General features: G+C 68.9%; 18 protein-coding genes and 2 pseudogenes. 13 read left to right on the forward strand and 7 right to left on the reverse strand.

Features of this window, described 5'->3' with window-relative positions:
- Positions 1-70: 70 nt before the first annotated feature.
- From ACIA47_RS15515 to ACIA47_RS15525, 3 genes and pseudogenes are all read left to right on the forward strand, one after another.
- Positions 71-985: an alpha/beta fold hydrolase gene (locus tag ACIA47_RS15515; RefSeq protein WP_203118104.1), complete on the forward strand. Its 915-nt coding sequence runs from the start codon at positions 71-73 to the stop codon at positions 983-985.
- Between the two features lie 85 nt (positions 986-1,070).
- Positions 1,071-1,673, forward strand: a complete 603-nt coding sequence (locus ACIA47_RS15520; RefSeq protein WP_396708429.1) for a sigma-70 family RNA polymerase sigma factor — start codon at positions 1,071-1,073, stop codon at positions 1,671-1,673.
- Positions 1,674-1,860: 187 nt separating this feature from the next.
- A pseudogene (locus ACIA47_RS15525) lies at positions 1,861-1,950 on the forward strand (Na+/H+ antiporter NhaA); the annotation flags it as partial.
- Positions 1,951-2,032: 82 nt separating this feature from the next.
- On the opposite strand, the pseudogene ACIA47_RS15530 reads toward ACIA47_RS15525, so the two are convergent.
- The 3 genes and pseudogenes from ACIA47_RS15530 to ACIA47_RS15540 form a co-directional block, all read right to left on the reverse strand.
- Positions 2,033-2,254, reverse strand: a pseudogene (locus tag ACIA47_RS15530) (recombinase family protein); the annotation flags it as partial.
- 163 nt (positions 2,255-2,417) lie between these two features.
- Complete coding sequence (locus ACIA47_RS15535) at positions 2,418-3,554, reverse strand: substrate-binding domain-containing protein (protein ID WP_396708431.1); 1,137 nt, start codon at positions 3,552-3,554, stop codon at positions 2,418-2,420.
- Entirely contained in the window at positions 3,551-4,801 is a 1,251-nt protein-coding gene (locus tag ACIA47_RS15540; protein WP_396708433.1) for a hypothetical protein, read from the reverse strand. Before ACIA47_RS15540 ends, ACIA47_RS15535 begins: the two co-directional genes overlap by 4 nt.
- Positions 4,802-5,066: 265 nt before the next feature.
- Here ACIA47_RS15540 and ACIA47_RS15545 point away from each other — a divergent pair, with 265 nt between their 5' ends.
- The 9 genes from ACIA47_RS15545 to ACIA47_RS15585 all read left to right on the forward strand — a co-directional run bounded on the left by ACIA47_RS15545 (position 5,067) and on the right by ACIA47_RS15585 (position 13,927).
- Positions 5,067-7,118, forward strand: a complete 2,052-nt coding sequence (locus tag ACIA47_RS15545; RefSeq protein WP_396708795.1) for a DUF2264 domain-containing protein — start codon at positions 5,067-5,069, stop codon at positions 7,116-7,118.
- Positions 7,115-8,419, forward strand: coding sequence for an ABC transporter substrate-binding protein (locus ACIA47_RS15550; RefSeq protein WP_396708435.1), 1,305 nt, complete (start codon positions 7,115-7,117; stop codon positions 8,417-8,419). Before ACIA47_RS15545 ends, ACIA47_RS15550 begins: the two co-directional genes overlap by 4 nt.
- Positions 8,420-8,535: 116 nt before the next feature.
- A complete protein-coding gene (locus ACIA47_RS15555; RefSeq protein WP_396708437.1) occupies positions 8,536-9,399 on the forward strand; it encodes a carbohydrate ABC transporter permease in 864 nt (287 codons plus the stop codon).
- Entirely contained in the window at positions 9,399-10,295 is an 897-nt protein-coding gene (locus ACIA47_RS15560) for a carbohydrate ABC transporter permease (protein ID WP_357324383.1), read from the forward strand. The genes ACIA47_RS15555 and ACIA47_RS15560 overlap by 1 nt, the downstream gene beginning before the upstream one ends.
- Positions 10,296-10,300: 5 nt before the next feature.
- Entirely contained in the window at positions 10,301-10,978 is a 678-nt protein-coding gene (locus ACIA47_RS15565) for a hypothetical protein (RefSeq protein ID WP_203118091.1), read from the forward strand.
- An 88-nt stretch (positions 10,979-11,066) separates the two neighbouring features.
- The gene (locus tag ACIA47_RS15570) at positions 11,067-12,251 is read left to right on the forward strand and encodes a glycoside hydrolase family 88 protein (protein ID WP_203118089.1); all 1,185 of its coding nucleotides are present in this window, start codon (positions 11,067-11,069) and stop codon (positions 12,249-12,251) included.
- 35 nt (positions 12,252-12,286) lie between these two features.
- Positions 12,287-13,111 carry a 5-deoxy-glucuronate isomerase gene (iolB, locus tag ACIA47_RS15575; RefSeq protein WP_396708797.1) on the forward strand — a complete coding sequence of 275 codons (825 nt, stop codon included), beginning with the start codon at positions 12,287-12,289 and terminating at the stop codon, positions 13,109-13,111.
- Between the two features lie 2 nt (positions 13,112-13,113).
- Positions 13,114-13,683, forward strand: coding sequence for an SDR family oxidoreductase (locus tag ACIA47_RS15580; RefSeq protein ID WP_396708799.1), 570 nt, complete (start codon positions 13,114-13,116; stop codon positions 13,681-13,683).
- A gap of 28 nt (positions 13,684-13,711) precedes the next feature.
- Entirely contained in the window at positions 13,712-13,927 is a 216-nt protein-coding gene (locus tag ACIA47_RS15585) for a DeoR family transcriptional regulator (RefSeq protein ID WP_396708440.1), read from the forward strand.
- 154 nt (positions 13,928-14,081) lie between these two features.
- Here ACIA47_RS15585 and ACIA47_RS15590 read toward each other — a convergent pair whose 3' ends face one another.
- Complete coding sequence (locus ACIA47_RS15590) at positions 14,082-15,047, reverse strand: LysR family transcriptional regulator (RefSeq protein ID WP_396708442.1); 966 nt, start codon at positions 15,045-15,047, stop codon at positions 14,082-14,084.
- Between the two features lie 102 nt (positions 15,048-15,149).
- Between ACIA47_RS15590 and ACIA47_RS15595 the strand changes: the two genes are divergently transcribed.
- Positions 15,150-16,106 (forward strand): EamA family transporter, encoded by a 957-nt coding sequence (locus ACIA47_RS15595; protein ID WP_396708444.1) that lies wholly within the window; start codon positions 15,150-15,152, stop codon positions 16,104-16,106.
- 218 nt (positions 16,107-16,324) lie between these two features.
- Here the strand turns inward: ACIA47_RS15595 and ACIA47_RS15600 are convergent, their stop codons facing one another.
- From ACIA47_RS15600 to ACIA47_RS15610, 3 genes are read right to left on the reverse strand one after another with little or no spacing between them, the layout of a single operon-like run.
- On the reverse strand, positions 16,325-16,918 hold the full coding sequence (locus ACIA47_RS15600) for a phage tail protein (RefSeq protein ID WP_396708446.1): 594 nt from the start codon (positions 16,916-16,918) through the stop codon (positions 16,325-16,327).
- 10 nt (positions 16,919-16,928) lie between these two features.
- Positions 16,929-17,534 (reverse strand): phage tail protein, encoded by a 606-nt coding sequence (locus ACIA47_RS15605; RefSeq protein ID WP_396708448.1) that lies wholly within the window; start codon positions 17,532-17,534, stop codon positions 16,929-16,931.
- Positions 17,535-17,541: 7 nt separating this feature from the next.
- Complete coding sequence (locus ACIA47_RS15610) at positions 17,542-18,102, reverse strand: phage tail protein (RefSeq protein ID WP_396708450.1); 561 nt, start codon at positions 18,100-18,102, stop codon at positions 17,542-17,544.
- Positions 18,103-18,109: the final 7 nt, after the last annotated feature.

Raw genomic sequence — 18,109 nt, forward strand, 5'->3', positions numbered from 1 at the left:
GAGCCAAGCTCGCAACCGTACAGGTCGAAGGCCGTCCTGACGGTCCATCCGCAGCGGAGAAGGAGGAGCCATGCCGAACGTTCACCACCGGTATGCCTCAGTGGCAGGGCGTCAACTGTTCTACCGGGAGGCCGGCCCGGCGGACGCGCCGACCGTGGTCCTCCTGCACGGGTTCCCGACGTCGTCGTTCATGTTCCGCAACCTGATCCCGGCGCTGGCCGATCACTATCACGTCATCGCGCCCGACCACCTCGGGTTCGGGCTGTCGGACGCTCCGGCGGCCGACGAATTCGGCTACACCTTCGACGCGTTGACCGACCTCACCGCCGAGCTGCTTAAGCAACTCGGCATCACGCGGTACGCCATCTACGTGCAGGACTATGGGGCACCTGTCGGATTCCGGCTGGCCCTGCGTGATCCCGAGGCGATCACGGCGATCATCACGCAGAACGGCAACGGGTACGAGGAGGGTTTCGTCGAGAGCTTCTGGCAGACGGTCTGGAACTACCAGAAGGAGCAGACCCCGGAGACCGAGTCCGCCATCCGTGCGGCGCTCACCCTGGACGTGACCCGCTGGCAATACGTCACCGGCACCCCCGACGAGACCCTGATCAGCCCCGACACCTGGCACCACGACTACGCCCTGCTAAGCCGGCCCGGCAACGACGACATCCAGCTTGCCCTGTTCCGCGACTACGCCACCAACCCACCGCTCTACCCTCGTCTGCACGAATACCTGCGCAGCAGTGGCGTACCGGTGCTGGCGGTGTGGGGCCGCGGTGACGAGATCTTCGGCCCGGACGGTGCGCGGGCCTTCGCCACCGACGCCACCGACGCCGAGATCCACCTGCTCGAGGGCGGCCATTTCCTGCTCGAGAGCGCCGGCGACGCGGTTGCCACGATCATCCGCGAGTTCCTCGGCCGCAGGCTGTCCGTGACCAAGCCTGGAAGTGAGAAGGCTGCTCCGACCGGAGTTCCTCGCTAAAGCAAAGTCGGCCCGCCGCCCCCCGACGTGCCTGCACGCGGGCGGCGGCCACCCGCTGACCTGACCACGCTGTCAGGAGTTATTGATGGCCATTCATGCTCCGCGCCTCGACGGCCCGGACGACAGCCCGTACATCGCCGGAGAGTCGGGGCAACTCCGACGAGACGACGACCGGAATTCTCTCCGGCGGTGTGACGGGGAGAAGTTGCGCCAGATCTTCGAGGAACGTTCCGGCGTCCTGCTCCGGTATCTCAAACGAATCAACACCTACCGGCCGCAGATCGTTGAAGACCTGTTGCAGGAGACAATGTTGAAGGTGTGGCGGCACATCGGCGACGTCCCGGTCGACGAGGACCACATCCAGTCTTGGCTCTTCACGATCGCTCGTAACGTGTCGGCGGACGAGGCGCGCAAGCGCGTCCGGCGGCCCCAGGAGTTCCAGGGCGAACGTGAACTGCAGAACTATTCCTCGCCGGCCGACCCACTGGACTTCGTCGTGGCCCGCGAATCCATGCTGGACGCGTTCCGCAAGCTGAGCCCCGAGCGCCGCAGAGCGTTCGAGGAAATCTACCTGCAGAGCCGCAGCGCAGGCGATGCCGCCGAACTTCTTTCCGTGCCGATAGGAACGGCCAAGTCGCGGGCCTTCCACGCGATGAACTCCCTGAGATCTGCAGTTCTCTCCGCCTGACGAATCGGCACGCCGCACTGGATGGCCTTCGCGCTGCTGGTCCTCGAGACCCAGCGCACCGGCCTGTGTCCCACGATCGACAACCCCCGGGGCCCGCCAGGGGGTTGGCCGGTGGATTTGCGGAGGCGAAGGGCGACCGCGAACGGCCAGGCTGGCACCGGATTTGACCGATCACGAGGGTAAGTTGATGACGCTGTTCTTCCTCGTCGTCGGCCTCGAAGCGCGCGGGGAGTTCGATCTGGGCGACCTGCGAGAGCGGCGTCGCCTGGCCCTTCCGGTGAGGGTTGCGGGGGTGTTCGACCTCGTTGGAGGGCGTATTCCTGGGGGAAGCGGCAGCGGTAGTAGGCGCCGTGGTTGTACTGGCCTTGCATGCGTCGCTGACAGACGGCGCAGTAGATCTTCCCCCGGAAGACGTAGGGGTTGCGGGTGCGGCGTTGGCGTTCCTGACGGTCGACGGCTCGTCCGCGACGGGTGAGTAGGGCTTGAGCTTGCTCGAAGGTCTCGTCGTCGATCAGGGGTGGATGGGTGATCTCCTTCGAGACCACCCACTTGTCACGGGCACACCCGGGCACACCGAACATGACCCGGTGCCCGGGGTGTGCGCCGTAGCGCCGCCGGACTCGCCCGCGCGGAACCAGGCAGCCCGGCTGTCCGATGCCGGCCGGCTAGGATGGCTGGCCCCGGCCGCGCTGCGGTGCGATCGCGGACCCGGGCCGGCGACCCGTCCGGGACGCCAGCGGCCCGTCATGCCCTCGGCGGTGCAGTCGACTCGCGTACGCGCAGGGACGGGCTGATCACGACCCGGTGCGCGGGACGCTCGGGGTCGGTGAGCCGGTCGGCAACGAGTCGCACGGCGGCGCGGCCAATGGAACGCCGTGGCGGCCGGACCGCGGTCAGCGGTGGGCTGAACAGCTCGGCCACCTCGTCGTCGTACGCCACGATGGACACGTCGCCGGGCACGGTCAAGTGCCGCTCCTCGCAGTGTTGCACCAACGCGATCGCCTCAGGGTCGGCATGCACCAGCAGCGCGGTGGTGCCGGTCACCTGGCACTGGCGCAGGACGGCGTCGAGCGCGGTGTCTCGCTCCGGTGCGCGGGCGTCCGGCACCGCAGCCGCGACTGTGGCGTTCGGGTCCAGGCCGCACTCCGCGGTGGCGTCGAGCCAGCCGCGCCTCACGTGCTGGCTGGTGGGGCTGTTGGCGGCGACCACGAGACCGACCTTGCGGTGCCCGAGGGAGGTGAGGTGCCGAACCGCCATGGCCGCGCCGAGCGCATGGTCGGTGACCACCGATTCCATCACAGCATGATGGCTACCCACCGCGGCCGTGCGTTCCAGCAGGACGACGGGAAAGCCGAGTTGATCGAGCCACTCAATGGTCCGCTCCGAGGTGGGTGCGTCCATGCGTGGGGCGATGATCAGGCCGTCGACGGCCATCCGCTCCACGAGCCGGGCGAGCTGGGGTTTGTCGTCCTCCGTGTCGTACGAGGAGCCGCGCAGCACCACGCGCATGTCGAGCTCGCGTGCGGCCTCCTCGGCGCCGCGGGCCACATCCGGCCAGTAATAGTCCATCGAAGGCACCAGCATGCCGAGGGTGCGGCCGCCGAGCGCATCGGGGCCGGCACCGGTTGCTTCGTCGGTGATCGGGGGGTCGTCCGGCGTGATCAGCGCAACCCCACCGTGAACCCGGCTGACCAGGCCTTCGGCGGCGAGCTGCGCGATGTCGCGACGGATGGTGACCGGCGCGGCGCCGAGCGCCTGGGACAGGTCCGAGATGCGCATCGCCCCGTCGCGTTGCAACGCCTCGAGCAGTTGCTGGCGGCGGGCGACCTGCAGCGGCCCTCGAGCCTCCGCCATACCGGCGGTGGGACTGTCCTTTGTCATGGGGCACCTCCGTGGAGCGCTTCGTGCGGTGGAAGCTCCTCCACGGTGAGGACGAGCTCGCCGCTTGGGCCGAACGCGGTGACGTCGATCGCGAGCCGGTGCAGCCGCGCTCCCCACACGTCGAGGAGCATAGGGTCCTCGATCGGGCGCACTGTCGCGGCGCAAAGGGCGGACGCCGGACGCCAGCTGAGCCGGATCCGGCCGGCACCGGCGACGAGCAGGTGTACGTGGGTCGGCGGCGGTTCGACGGCCGGGTCGATTGCCCAGGTATCGACGATCTCGACATGTCCGCCGCGACGCTCAAACCGCGCGGCGCGCCACCAGTGCCGAAGGTCGGACCTCGGATACGCGGGGGCAATATCCATGGTGGCCGCGGACCTGATGTCGTCGGCAACGTGGGTGACATGGCGGGCGGTGGAGCCCCGGCCGGGTGACTGACCCGTCGCACGGGGGTGCGGGACGTTGTGCCAGGCGCTTTGCATGGTCCAGATGCCGTACCGGTCCGGGCCGAACGTTTGCGCCCGCCGGGTCTGGTCGTCGACGAGCCGCAGCGCGGCGACGAGGACGTTGCCGTGGATCCACGGGTTCCAGTTGCGTACGTCGCCGTCGAGGCCGAGCCAGTGCCAGTCTCGGCGGGTGGTGAACGGCGTCAGCCCGCGGCGGTCTACCTCGTAGCGGACGCTGGCACGCAGGCCGGGCGCGCGCACGTCGAGCGGCTCGCCGAGCAGGTGGTCGATCCAGGCCAGCTGCGCGGCGACCTCACCGGCACCGAGGTCGAGGTACGGGTCGGTCACGGTGGGCAACACCGTGCCGTGCACGGTGCGGGCGTCGTCGTGGGCGGGCCAGCACCAGCTGCTGTGCTCGCACAGCAGTGTCACCCCGTCGACAATCTCGTCGAGCCAGCCATTGTCGAGGGTCACGGCGGCGATGAGAGAGGCGCGGGTGAGCCGCCGCTGCCGGGCGAAGACCTGCCGCTCATACGTCTCGCGGTCGCCGTACCGGTGGTATCGGGCGTACTGGTTGGCCAGTGGGGTCGGCCATGGGGTGGTCCGGTCGCGCTCGGCGGTTGCCCGCAGGTCAGCCAGGGTAGGACCGTGCACGTGCGGTTCGGCCCAGACGCCGCGATGGTGCGCCGGGGGCACCGGCAGAGTCAGCTCGGGGGACGTGAGTAGCCATTCGAGTCGGGCGACACCGACATCCGGCCAGGCCGAGGCGAGTGGGCCGGTGAAGCGGTCAGCAGCGGCCATGACTCCTCGCACGTAGAGCAGATGTGAGCGAAACTGACCGTATCAGATCGCTTCTTGCTGTTCGAGGAGACGGCGGTCAAGGTGTGGCGATATCCTGTGGCCTTTTGATCCATTGTGGTCATCGAAGTTCGGTAAGAGCATTGACTTGTTCTGATGTGAGCGTTTTACTTCGGAAACCTCGCTGTTGCCTGCGCGTCACGTGCGCGGGCAACGCACCGCTCCGACGCGCTCTTGGAGGCGGATCGATGCGACAGGACCGCGGATGATGGTTGGTGGGACCGGTGCTCCGGGGTCCGAGCCCGAGTGGGCTGCCCGCGCTGCCAAGACCTGGAGCCGGGATGACTGGTTGGCGCTGGCTGACCGCATGCTCGCTGCCGTCCGGCCTTTCGCGTCGCCCAGCCACTCTCTGGTAGTCGTTCCTGGCCGGCAAGGGGGCTACGGACGGGCCGTCGACGGCCTGGAGGGGTTCGCCCGAACGTTTCTGCTGGCCGGTTTCCGTATCGCCGGCGCGAACGGAGTGGGTGTCGACGAGCTCGTCGACCGCTACGCAGCGGGAATCGCGGTCGGTACCGACCCGAGATCTACGGACCGCTGGGTGCGGCTGGACGAGCACCCCCAGGCGAAGGTCGAGGCCGCCTCCCTCGCGCTCGTCCTCGACCTGACCCGTCCGTGGATCTGGGACCGTCTCTCATCCGAGGTGCGGGAGCGGGTGGTGGACTACCTGGCCCCGGCGGTCGGCGATGCCACCTACCCGCGGATCAACTGGGTCTGGTTCCGGCTGGTCGTGCAGACTTTCCTACGCTCGGTGGGCGGGCCGCACTCACTGGACGAGATGGCAGAGGACCTGGCCACCCATGACAGCTTCGCCCGCGCGGACGGCTGGATGTCCGACGGGTCCGAGCGCGCCTACGACCATTACGTGGGCTGGGCGCTGCACGTCTATCCGACGCTGTGGGCCCGGATGGTCGGAGCGGAGGATCTGGCGGCGGGGCGCCGCGAGCGGGACCTGGCCGGCCTCGACCGGTACCTGCGTGACGCGGTCGCGCTCGTAGGCTCGGATGGGTCGCCGCTGGTGCAGGGGCGGAGCCTGATCTACCGGTTCGCGGCCGCAGCGCCGTTCTGGGTCGGCGCGATCGCGGGGGTGCCGTCGGTCAGTCTTGGCCAGCTGCGCCGCGCGGCCACCGGCATCGTGCGCCACTTCGTCGACCGCGGCGCGTTCGATGATCGCGGTCTGCTCACCATGGGCTGGCACGGGCCGTGGCCGCGGTTGGCCCAGGCCTACTCTGGGCCCGGCTCGCCGTACTGGGCCAGCAAGGGGTTGCTCGGCATCGTCCTGCCCGCCGACCACCCCGTGTGGATGGTGCCGGAGGAGCCGCTGCCTGTCGAGGAGCGGGACGCCGTCCGCGCCGTTCGCGCGCCGGGTTGGCTGGTCTCGGCCACCCGCGCCGACGGCATCGTCCGGGTGATCAACCACGGCACCGACCACGCTGTCGAGGGAAGTTCCGTGGGTGACTCGCCGCTCTACGCCCGGCTCGGCTACTCCACCGCGACCAGCCCGGTGCTCGACGAGAGCGGCTGGGCCAACCCCCTCGACCAGTCCGTCACCCTCGTCGACCGAAGGGGCAGAGCCACGCATCGTGCCGGCATGCGTCTGCTGACGGTGCATGTCGACGGCGATGGTGTGGGTGTGGCTGGTTCGCGCACCCTCGCCCACTGGGTTGATCCGGACCCGGGCCACCGTGACCACGGCGGTGGCCGTGCCGGCACGTTCCGGCCGGCCGGCAGCCTCACTGTGTACTCGCTGGTCCACGGGCCCTGGGAGCTGCGTCTGGTCCGTGTCGACGATCTCGCCGACGATGTTGACGCAGCCTCGTTGCGCCTGCGGATCGGTGGTTGGGCCGTTGCCGGTGGTGCGACGGCAGCCTTCGACGGCGGTGCGGTCAGCGTGACCGGCGCGGGCTTGACGAGCCGACTCGACGGCGTGCACGGCGGTGGTACGGCCGGTGCCACGTCCGTTCCCGACGGCGGGCCGATGGCGGGTGGGCTGGTGGTGCCCTGGGTAGATCACTCGGTTCAGCCCGGTGCGTGGGTCGTCGTCCTCGCCGAGCTGTCCAGAGATCCCGCGGTCGCGGTCAGACAGGGCTGCCGGGTCGCGCTGGGCGAGGACGACGGCGGTTTTCATGTTGCGGTCGTCTGGCCGGACGGGGCGAACACCATGACCCGACTGGACCTTGAGCGGGCCACATCCGCATTCCAGCAACCAGGTAGTAGTCCGGGCGGCCCATCCGAGGCCTCTGACCTAAGGAGTAAGGGATGAAGCGCGCAATATTGGCTTCCGTCAGTGCCGCGACGGCGCTGACACTCGTCCTCGCCGGCTGTGGCGGCGAGGACGAGCCGGCCGACCCCAATGCCCCGGTGACGATCACCTTGGCGGGTTGGAGCCTGGACTCCACGCCGGAGTTCAAGACGCTCGCCGACGGCTTCAAGGCGACCCACCCGAACGTGACGGTGGAGCTCAAGGAGTACGCCGCAGGCAACGACTACGACACCCAGATGATCACGGACCTGGCCGCCGGCACCGCCCCGGACGTCTACGTCATGAAGAACCTCAAGAACTTCTACACGTACCAGAGCGGTAGTCAGCTGCTCGACGTCTCCGACGCCACCTCCGGTCTCGACTCGGTCCCGGCGCTCGCGTCGTACCAGGTGGACGGCAAGACGTACGCGGTGCCGTACCGGCAGGACTCGTGGGTGCTGTTCTACAACAAGGAGCTGTTCGCGAAGGCGAAGGTGGCGCCACCGGACGGCAGCTGGACCTGGGACGACTACACCGACGCGACGAAGCGGCTGCACACCGGGCTGAAGGGGGCAGGCTCGAACGCGACCGGCGCCTACCAGCACACCTTCCAGTCGACAGTGCAGGGATTCGCGCTCGCCCAGACCCCCAACGCGGACCTGCTCTCCGGGGACTTCGGCTACCTGAAGCCGTACTACGAACGGTCACTGGACCTGCAGGCGGCCGGCGCGCAGCCGACCTTCGGCACCGCGAAGACCAACAAACTCACCTACCAGGCGCAGTTCGGCAAGCAGCAGTCGGCGATGCTGCTGATGGGCACCTGGTACGTGGCCACGCTGCTCAACCAGCGAAAGAGCGGTGACGCCGACACGTTCCAGTGGGGGATCGCACCGGCGCCGCAGTTCGACAAGTCCACCACCGGCAACTCCGCCACACCGGTCACCTTCGGCGACCCGACCGGCTTGGGGATCAACCCGAAGATCAACAAGTCGAAGGCCGCCGCGGCCAAGGCTTTCCTCCAGTACGCCGGCGGCCCGGATGCCGCCAAGGCGCTGGCCGGGATCGGCATCACCCCGGCCCAGGTCACCGACGCGGTCACCGCGACGCTGTTCGGGCTGGACGGCGTACCGCAGGACGACCTGTCGAAGTTCGCCTACGCCAAGCACACCGTCAAGCCGGAGAACCCGGTGTCGAAGCACACCGCCGGCCTGCAGAACCTCCTCAACGAGACGCATTCGGCGATCCTCTCCGACAGCAAGGGCGTCGACGCGGCGCTGAGCGAGGCGCAGGCCCGCGCCAAGAACGAGGTCCTCAACCAGTGAGCTGATGGTGGGCCCGGCGCGCCTGAGCCGCACGCCGGTCCCACCACCATGCCGAACGCTCCCGGAGACTCCCAATGGCAACATTGCCGCACACGAGACCCAGGAACCGGCGGCTGGTGTCGCGCAACACGGTCGCCGGCTGGTCGTTCATCCTTCCCAACTTCGTCGGCTTCGCCGTGCTCACCCTGCTACCCGTCGTCGTGCTGTTCTACGTGGCCTTCACCAACTGGAACGTCTTCGGGGTGGCCGAGTGGACCGGCACCGCCAACTTCCGGCGAATGTGGGGCGACGCGAGCTTCTGGACCGCGCTGCGCAACACCGTCTACTACACCGTCTTCCACATCCCACTGACCCTCGCGGCGTCACTCGGGCTGGCGCTGCTGCTCAACCGCAAACTGCGCGGCGTACGGTTCTTCCGCACCGTCGCCTTCTTCCCCTACATCACCTCGATCGTGGCGATCGCGGTCGTGTGGAACCAGCTGTTCAGCCCGGAGTACGGCCCGATCAACGCTCTGCTCGGCGCCGTCGGGGTGGACAACGCGCCGGGCTGGACCACGTCGTCGACCTGGTCGATGCCGGCGGTCATCATCGTCGGCACCTGGCGGTACATGGGCTACTACATGCTGCTGTTCCTGGCCGGCCTGCAGACCATCCCGGCCCAGCTCTACGAGGCGGCCGAGACCGACGGCGCCACACCGTGGCAGCGGTTCGTGCACGTGACCCTTCCCGGGCTGCGACACACCACCTTCTTCGTCACCGTGCTGCTCACCATCGAAAGTTTCAAGGTCTTCGACCTCATCCTCGTGATGACCGGCGGCGGACCTGGCCAGTCGACCCTGGTGCTCTCGCAGTACATCTACCAGAAAAGCTTCGAGGAGAACCAGTTCGGCTACGCCTCTGCGGTCTCCGTCGTCCTGTTCGCCATCTGCTTCAGCATCACGGTCATCCAGTTCATGGTCAACAAGCGGAGGAACAGCTGATGACCGCGACCGACCTCGCCGCGCCCGCCCCGGCCATCACCGTGCCCGGCAGCGGCAGACCACCCAGCCGGCGGGTCGCGTCCCGGGGCTGGCGGCTCGTCGGGTACGCCGCCCTCGTGCTCGCGGCGGCCGGGCTGCTGCTGCCGTTCTACTGGATGGTGGTGGCGTCGTTGAAGACCAACAGCGACGTCTTCACCATCCCGATCACCTGGCTCCCCGATCCCGTGGTGTGGCGCAACTACCTCGACATCTGGCAGCGCTCGGACATGACGACGTGGTTGGGGAACACGCTGCTGCTGTCGATGGTCGTCACCCTCCTCCAGGTGGTGACCGGCAGCTTCGCCGCCTACGGCTTCGCCCGGGTCCGCTTTCCCGGCCGCAACGCGCTCTTCCTGGCGTACGTCGGGACGATCGCGGTGCCCTGGCAGTCGTACATGATCCCGCAGTTCATCCTCATGTCGAAGTTGCAGTTGTCGAACACGCTGTGGTCGATCGTCGCGATACAGGCGTTCGGAGCGTTCGGCGTGTTCCTGATGAAGCAGTTCTACGAGACGATCCCCGAGGAGCTGAGCGAGTCGGCGCGGGTGGACGGGCTCAGCGAGTTCGGCATCTACCGACGGATCATGCTGCCGCTGTCCCGACCGGCGCTGGCCAGCCTGGCCCTGCTGACGTTCGTGACCACCTGGAACGACTACCTCGGCCCACTGATCTACCTGCGCAGTCCGGAGCTGCGCACCATCCAGCTCGGGCTGAACACCTTCATCTCCCAGTACAACGCCGAGTACGCGCTGATCATGACGGGCTCCGTGCTGTCCGTGCTGCCCGTCGCGGTCATCTTCCTGCTCGGCCAGCGCTACTTCATCGAGGGCATCGCCACGACCGGACTGAAGGGTTGAGGTCCATGCGTTCGCGCCACCACACCATCACCGCCGTCTTCGACGGCGTCTACACCGCGCTCGTCAGCAACCTGCTGCTCGTGCTCGGCTGCCTGCCACTGGTGGCCCTCACGTTCACCACCGAGGCGGCGCGCTCCTGGCCGCTGTACGCGCTGGCCGCCCCGCTGTGCGCGCCGGGCCTGTGCGGCATCTTCGCAGTCATGTCCGACTACTCGTCCGGTGGATCTCGCAGCCTGCTACGCACGTTCGGCGGCACCTGGCGGGTCACCGCCCGCCGGGCCATCCTCTGGACTTCCGCGGCCACCGCGGTCCTGGTCGTCCTCGGCGTCGACGCGTACGCGTCGTGGGGCCATCGGGTGGGTGCGCTCACGCTGCCGATCCTCGCCGTGCTCGCCGTGCTCACCGCCGCCACCACGCTCCTCGGCCTGGTGACCATCGCCGAACGGCCCGCCGCGCGGCTGCGCGACGTGGCCCGTGCCTGCGCCTACCTGGCGGTGCGCCGTTGGTACCTCACCGCCGCGTCACTGCTGGTACTGGCATTGCTGGCGCAGCTCTTCGCGGCCCGTCCCGCGATAGCGCTCGGCGTCGCGGCCGCGCCGCTGCTGTACGTCGTGTGGTCCAACAGCCGGTACAGCCTGCGGGCCGCGCTCGACCCACCGACGGCTGCGGCCCGGAGCACCTGATCACCTCCGCCCTCCCGGCGATCGAGCCGGGACGCCGACGAAACACCTGCCCGGCACCGGACCGGACACACGAGGGAGAACAGCATCCATGACGGCGACCAACGTCCGTCCCAGCCCGGACGCCGAAGCGATGGCGGCCGCGGTGACCGCCGCGATACGGACCATCGAGGCGAACATCGACACCTTCGGCACGCGGTACCCGGCAGACACCACCGTCGCCAACCGCTACCCCTTGCGACCACCGACCGCTGGCCAGCCGGAAGGCGCCAACGTCGGCTGGACCACCAGCTTCTGGCCCGGCATGTTGTGGCTCGCTCACGACTTGACCGCTGACGAGCGCTATCTGCAGGCCGCACAGTCACACGTGGACAGCTTTGCCGACCGGGTGCGCGGCGGCATCGACCTGGAAACGCACGACCTCGGTTTCCTCTACACCCTCGCCTGCGTCACGCCGGCCCGGCGCACCGGCGACCGGCGCGCCCGGACGGCGGCCCTGGCCGCCGCCGACCACCTGATGACCCGCTTCCTCGAACCCGCGGGCATCATCCAGGCCTGGGGCGACCTGGCCGACCCCCGCCAACGCGGCCGCACCATCATCGACAGCCTGATGAACACGCCGCTGCTCTACTGGGCCAGCCAGACCACCGGCGACGACCGCTACGCCACGGCCGCCCGCCGACACACGGCACAACTGCGCGAGCACATCCTGCGTCCGGACGGCACCACCTTCCACACCTTCTACTGGGACCCGGAGACCGGTGCGCCGCTGCGCGGTGAGACCGAACAGGGCCACGGGGACGACACCTGCTGGGCCCGCGGACAGGCTTGGGGCATCTACGGTTTCACCCTGAACCACCGGTACACCGGTGACCCCACGCTGCTTGCCGCCGCCTCAACCTGCGCGGACCACTTTCTCGCACGGTTGCCGGCTGACCACGTCGGCTACTGGGACCTTGAGTTCAGCGACGGCAGTGGCGAAGAGCGCGACAGCTCCGCCGCCGCGATCGCCGCCTGCGGCTTGGCCGAGCTCGCTGGCAGCGTCGTCGACGCGGCGCGTGCGAAGGGCTACCGAGATGCGGCCCGCCGAATCCTGCGCTCCCTGGTCGACAACTACGCCGCCGGTGGCCCGATGGACTCGAACGCGCTCCTCCTGCACGGCGTCTACGACAAACCCAAGGGCATCGGCGTCGACGAGGGCACCCTCTGGGGCGACTACTTCTACCTGGAAGCCCTCACCCGCGCCACCATCCCCGGCTGGACCAGTCCCTGGTGACCCGCCCCAACCCCACGGATCCTCGAAAGGTGACCATGAACTACCGATACCACTGCACCATTCCCGCCGTCGACGGCCACAACACGCTGCCCGTCAACCCCTGCCGGCTACTGGACTTCACCCTCCTGAAGCTGTCGGCCGGTCAGTCCTGGACCGGCGGGTCCGGCGACCGGGAGATCCTGGCGGTCATCCTCGGCGGCACCGCGAACTTCACCGTCGCCGACCACCGCTTCCCGGAGGTCGGCCAGCGTGCCGACGTCTTCTCCGGCAAGCCGCATTCGGTGTACGTTCCAGCGGGCGCCACCATCATGGTGGAGGCGGTCACCGACGTGGAGATCGCCCTGCCCAGCGCCCCCAGCGACCTGGCCACCGATCCGTACGTCATCGCACCGGAACAGGTCGCCAGCGGGCGCTGGGGGGCGGCCAACTTCGGTCGGACCTACCACCAGATCCTCACCGAGGTCAGCCAACCGGACCTGCCCGCCCGCCGGCTCATCGTCGGCGAGACCTACACGCCGTCCGGAAACTGGAGCACCTACCCGCCGCACCGGCACCGGGTCGACGACCTGCCCGCCGAGGCGGCGCACGAGGAGATGTACTACTACCGGGTCAACCCGCCGAACGGGTTCGGCATCAGCCGGGTCTACACCGACGACGGATACGAGGAGAACGTCACCATCCGGGATCACGTGATGCAGATGATGCCGGAGGGCTACCACACCGTCGTCAGCGCACCCGGCTACACCACGTACTTCCTGTGGTTCCTGGGCGGCACCCAGCGCACCCAGGGCGCCCGCGAGGACGCCGACCTGGCCTGGGTCGGCCAGACCGTCCCGACCCTGCGCAACCTGGGCCTGTGACGATGGTCGTGGACGCCTTCCGCCTCGACGGGCGGGTCGCCCTCGTCACCGGCGCGAACCGCGGCATCGGTCAGGCCGTCGCGACCGCGCTGGCCCAGGCGGGTGCCGACATCGCCCTGCTGGGCCGCACCGACCCCGCCGAAACGATCGCCGCGGTGGAGAAGCTCGGTCGGCGGGCCCTCCTTGTACCTGCCGACCTTGCCGCCGCCGGGCCAGACGAACTCGCCGACGCCGTCGAGACGGCCGCCGCCGGACTCGGCCGTCTCGACATTCTGGTGAACAACGCCGGCATCATCCGCCGCGCGGCCGCCGTCACCCACTCAGCAGAGGACTGGAACTCCGTGCTGCGCGTCGACCTCGACGCGGTATTCCACCTGTGTCAGGCGACCGACAACACCGCGGCCCTGCGCGCCGACCCAGATCGGGAACGTGCAATCCGCGACCGCATCCCGGCCGGCCGCTGGGGCACCTCCGAGGATCTCATGGGCGCCGCGGTCTTCCTCGCCTCCGACGCCGCCCGGTACGTGCACGGGGCCGTCCTTCCGGTGGACGGAGGCTGGCTCGCCCGTTAGGAGCATACGCATCGTGGGAACTGGTCGGTTGTTCAGCGCACAGCGGCAGAAGCGCCTGCTCGCCGAACTACGCGGACAGGGCGCGGTACGGGTTCGCGATTTCGCCCGCGAGTTCGGCGTCAGCGAGCTCACTATCCGGCGCGACATCGCCGCCCTTGCCGAACAAGGTCTCGTATCGAAGGTCCACGGTGGTGCCACGCTGCCATCTCACGGCAACGCCGTCACCCAGCGAGCGGCCTTGTGATTGAACCTCAATTGCGCCCCCGTCCGGCAACCCCTTCGATCCCTGCAATGGGGGGAGGAAGTGCCACGTGGTCAAGTCGCAATCTCGCAGTTTGCAACTGGCCCCGCCCAAGCGCATCACTTCGACGTATCGGAAATCGCCGAGAGGCTCCTGGTCAGCCAGTCGTCGAATGTCGTGGGGACATCGCGACATTCGGGGAATCAGAGTGGGCGGTCCGAGCAGCGGATGCTTCGTGCAACGCGTCGAGGGCGGCGGTGATCGCCGGCCGGTCGCTGGTGCTCGCCCGCAGCACGGCCATGATCTGCCGGGAGCTGGTTGGCCGCAGCGGCAGTGCCACGACCTCCGACGGCAGGAGCCCACGGCCCAGCCGGGGCAGCAACGCGACGCCCAGTCCGGCGGCCACCAACGACACCTGGGACTGGTACTCGTCCACCTGGCAGGTGATGTCGGGCTGCCGGCCCCGCTCGGCGAAGGTCCGCAGCAGCCACGCGTGACACATCGATCCGGGCCGCTGACTGATCCACCGTTCGGCGACCAGGTCATCGGCGGAGACCTCGTCCCGGCCTGCCAATGGATGCCCGGCCGGCAGGAGCACGTCGGCGACGTCGTCGCCCAAGGGGGTGCACCGCAAGCCGTCGGGGAGGACCAGCGGGGTGTTGTGCCAGTCGTGCACGACGGCGACGTCCACCTCTCCCTCGGCCACCAGGTCGACGCCGCGGAAGGGGTCCACCTCCGACACGCGGAGGTCCAGGCCGGGGTGCCGGCGGGTCAGCTGCACCAGCACGTCCGGCAGGAGTCCCCGGCAGGCCGTCGGGAAGGCGGCGAGCGTGAGGCGCCCGGTCGGCGTTCCGTGCTGGAGTTTCAGTCGGGTCTCCGCCCGCTCCAGGGCTGCCAGCACCTCCCCCGCCGTCTGCGCGAGGATCTGCCCAGCGGGGGTCAGCGCCACCCGGCGGCCCTCGCGGTCGAGAAGGGGGGCGCCGGCCTCCCGCTCCAACTTGGCGATCTGCTGTGACACGGCGGACGGCGTGTAGCCGAGCGCCGACGCTGCCCCGCTGATGGAACCGAAGGTCGCCACGGCGTGCAGCGCACGCAGTCGGCCCAGATCGTGTAGTGAAGCCATGCTAACGAACTCCCATTAGAAAGTGTCAGCCTTCGGGTCCTTGGCGGCGACGCCGGATGAGACATCATGGGTCGGGTCCGGTGGCGCGTGCCGGGTAGGAGGATGTGCGGTGAGGAGATCGCGATGAAGCTGACTCATGTCGGGCTGGTCGTTTTCGTCGCGGCGGTCTGGGGCGTGAACTTCGTTGTCATCGATGTGGGCCTGCAAGACTTCCCGCCGCTGCTCTTCTCCGCTCTGCGTTTTATCCTCGCCGCGATACCGGCGGTCTTCTTCGTCGGTTCGCCACTGGTCGCCTGGCGGTGGGTTCTCATCGTCGGAATAGTGCTCGGCGTGCTGAAGTTCAGTTTCCTCTTTATCGGGATGCACGTCGGAATGCCCGCCGGACTTGCTTCCCTGGTGTTGCAGAGTCAGGCGGCGTTCACCATTGTTCTCGCCACTTTGCTGCTGCGCGAGCGGCCCAGGGCGGTGCAGTTGGTCGGCCTGGGCGTCGCCATGGCCGGGATCGTCCTGGTGGGCACGCGGCTCGGTGGGACGACGCCGGTCGCCGGGTTCCTGTTGGTGCTGGCTGCTGCCGCCTGCTGGGGACTGGCGAACATCGCGACCCGCAAGGCCAACCCGCCGGACATGTTCCGGTTCATGGTCTGGGTGAGCGTGGTTCCGCCCCTTCCGTTGCTGATCCTTTCGGCCGTCTTCGAGGGCGTTCAGGAAGACCTCGCCGCGCTGCGCTCGCTGTCGGTGTCCGGTGTGGTCGCCGCCGTGTACGTGGCCTGGGTCGCGACGCTGCTAGGTTACGCGATCTGGGGATACCTGATCCGGATCCACGGAGCCACACCGGTGGCCCCCTACGCGTTGCTGATACCGGTGTTCGGTCTGGGCGCTGCGGCCGTCTTCCAGGGTGAGCCCCTTACCGCCGTCACGATCCTGGCCAGCGTGCTGGTCATCTCCGGAGTCGCGGTCGGTGCGGTGCGTCTACCGCCGCCGTCGTCGTCCGAAGCCACCGTGCCGGTCGGCGGAACCGACGACGCCGTTGCGGTCCTCACGGCGCGGCGTCTGCCGTAGGCCGCCCCTTACAAGGGCGGCTCGCCGGTCCGCTGTAAACCGGGTTCCGGCTCGGTGATGGCGTGGACCGAAGGCTGCGCCAGTCGGACGTAGTCGGCGGTCCGCAGGCTGACGGAGCGTTCCAGCGAGCCCGCGTTGAAGAAATTGGCGGGGTCCGCGGGTGACCGTTACGCCCGTCCAGGCAGGTCAACTGTCCGTTGTCGAGACAGAGAGGTCTGTCATGCGCGGTAGCGGACGACGAAGTTGACGTAGGCATTGTCGGGACGCGTTTCTGCGTCGCCGCCGGAGGTGATGAAGTGCTGGTGTGACCCTGCGGAGCCGGTGTTCCCGCCGTTGTCGTTCCAGATGGCGCGGTGCGATCCGGCGATGGGGGTGGACGACTTGTCCTGCGGCACGCCGTAGACCTCGTGGCTGTGGTCGCCGTCGCTGTCCAGGGTGAACGCCTGTCTGGGCCGGCCGGTGGCGTGCTTCTGCGTGGAGCCGCAGCGGTCACCGGCGGCACCGCCGGGCGCCGGCTCGCTCCGGCTGCCCGCGTCCGGGTCACGCCCCGCGCCGTCGTCGACGCCGCGCAACAGGTAGCCGCGGAAGTCGGGCAGGTTGAACGTGGTCGTTCCGTCCCCACCGCCGTGCAGGGTGCCGATCACCGCGAAGAGATCAGGGTAGTCGGCGCGGCCGACCAGCCGCCCGTCGCAGTACATCCAACCCTGCTCTTCCAGCCCGTACTGGTCGAGTGGGTTGCCGGCGCCGTAGGCCAGCACCGCCCCGATGACGAAGTGGCCTGTCGGCACGACGGGCAGGTCCTGCTCACTCATCTGGTGCTCCTCACGAAGGGGTGCCGTAAAAGATCAGGTAGTTCTGGTAGAGGTTCACCGGGCAGCTGTCCTGGTCGCCGCCGCTGAGCCCATGGGTGTGCCAACCGTTGTTGCTGGTGTTGCGGCTGCCGTCGTTCCAGTCGGCGTAATGCGATCCGGCGGCCCAGGGGTGGGAGTTGTCGTCCGGCAGGTTCGGCACCCAGTGGTGGTGGTCCTCGCTGTGATTGGTAGCGAGGCAGTCGCCAGCTGGCAGGCCGGTGGCCCTCGGTTGGACCGAGCCGACGCGGTCGCCGCTGAGACCTCCGGGGTTCGCGGGGGTGCGGGTGCCGGCGTCGGGGTCGCGCCCGCTGCCGTCGTCGACGCCGCGCTGGAACCGGCCCCGGTAGTCGGGCAGGTTGAAGGTGCTGGTGCCGTCCCCGCTGCCGTGGATGTCGCCGAGGACGCTGTAGAGGCAGGCGTACGTGGTTCGGGACACGGCGCTGCCGTCGCACAGCAGCCACCCCTGTGGGGCGGGATCGTTGCCGGAGACGACGGCGCCGTAGCCGACGACGGTGCCGACGAGCACACCGGCGACGCCGATCACCCCGGCCGGTTCTGTCCGTGAGCTGGTTGTCATGATCACCTCATCCGTCGAACTTGATGACGAAGTAGACGTACGTGTTGATGGGGCGGGTCTCGGCGTCGCCGCCGCCGTCGACGGAGTGGGTGTGCACGCCGGTGCCCCAGATCCACCGGCTGTCCTGCCAGATCCCGTAGTGGCTGCCGGCTACCGCCGCTCCGGTCGTGTCGGCCGGCATGTGCTCGACGGGGTGCGAGTGAGCCCCACCGCCGTCGACCGAGTACGCGGTGCCCGGCAGGGCGGTGTACCAGTCCTGGGCGGAACCGGGATTGTTGCCGGCGAGCCCGCCGCGCCCGGAAGGGGCGCGGATGTTGGCGTAGGGGTCCCGCCCGGCGCCGAGGTCGACGCCCCGGGCGAACCGTCCGCGCAGGTCCGGGAGGTGGAACCTGCCGTTGGCTGCGCCGTAGTTGCCGCCGATCACGGCGTGCAGGGCGGGATAGTCCGCCTCATCCAGTTCGGCGCCGTCGCAGTAGAGCCAGCCCTGCGGCCGCAGCCACGAGACGTCGAGCCTGCCGGCGAAGGCGGTGATGGTGCCGATGGGCACCGGTGACGGGTCAGCTGGCATCCAGGAG

It is taken from the genome of Micromonospora sp. NPDC051227 (assembly GCF_044455385.1).
Lineage (GTDB): Bacteria > Actinomycetota > Actinomycetes > Mycobacteriales > Micromonosporaceae > Micromonospora.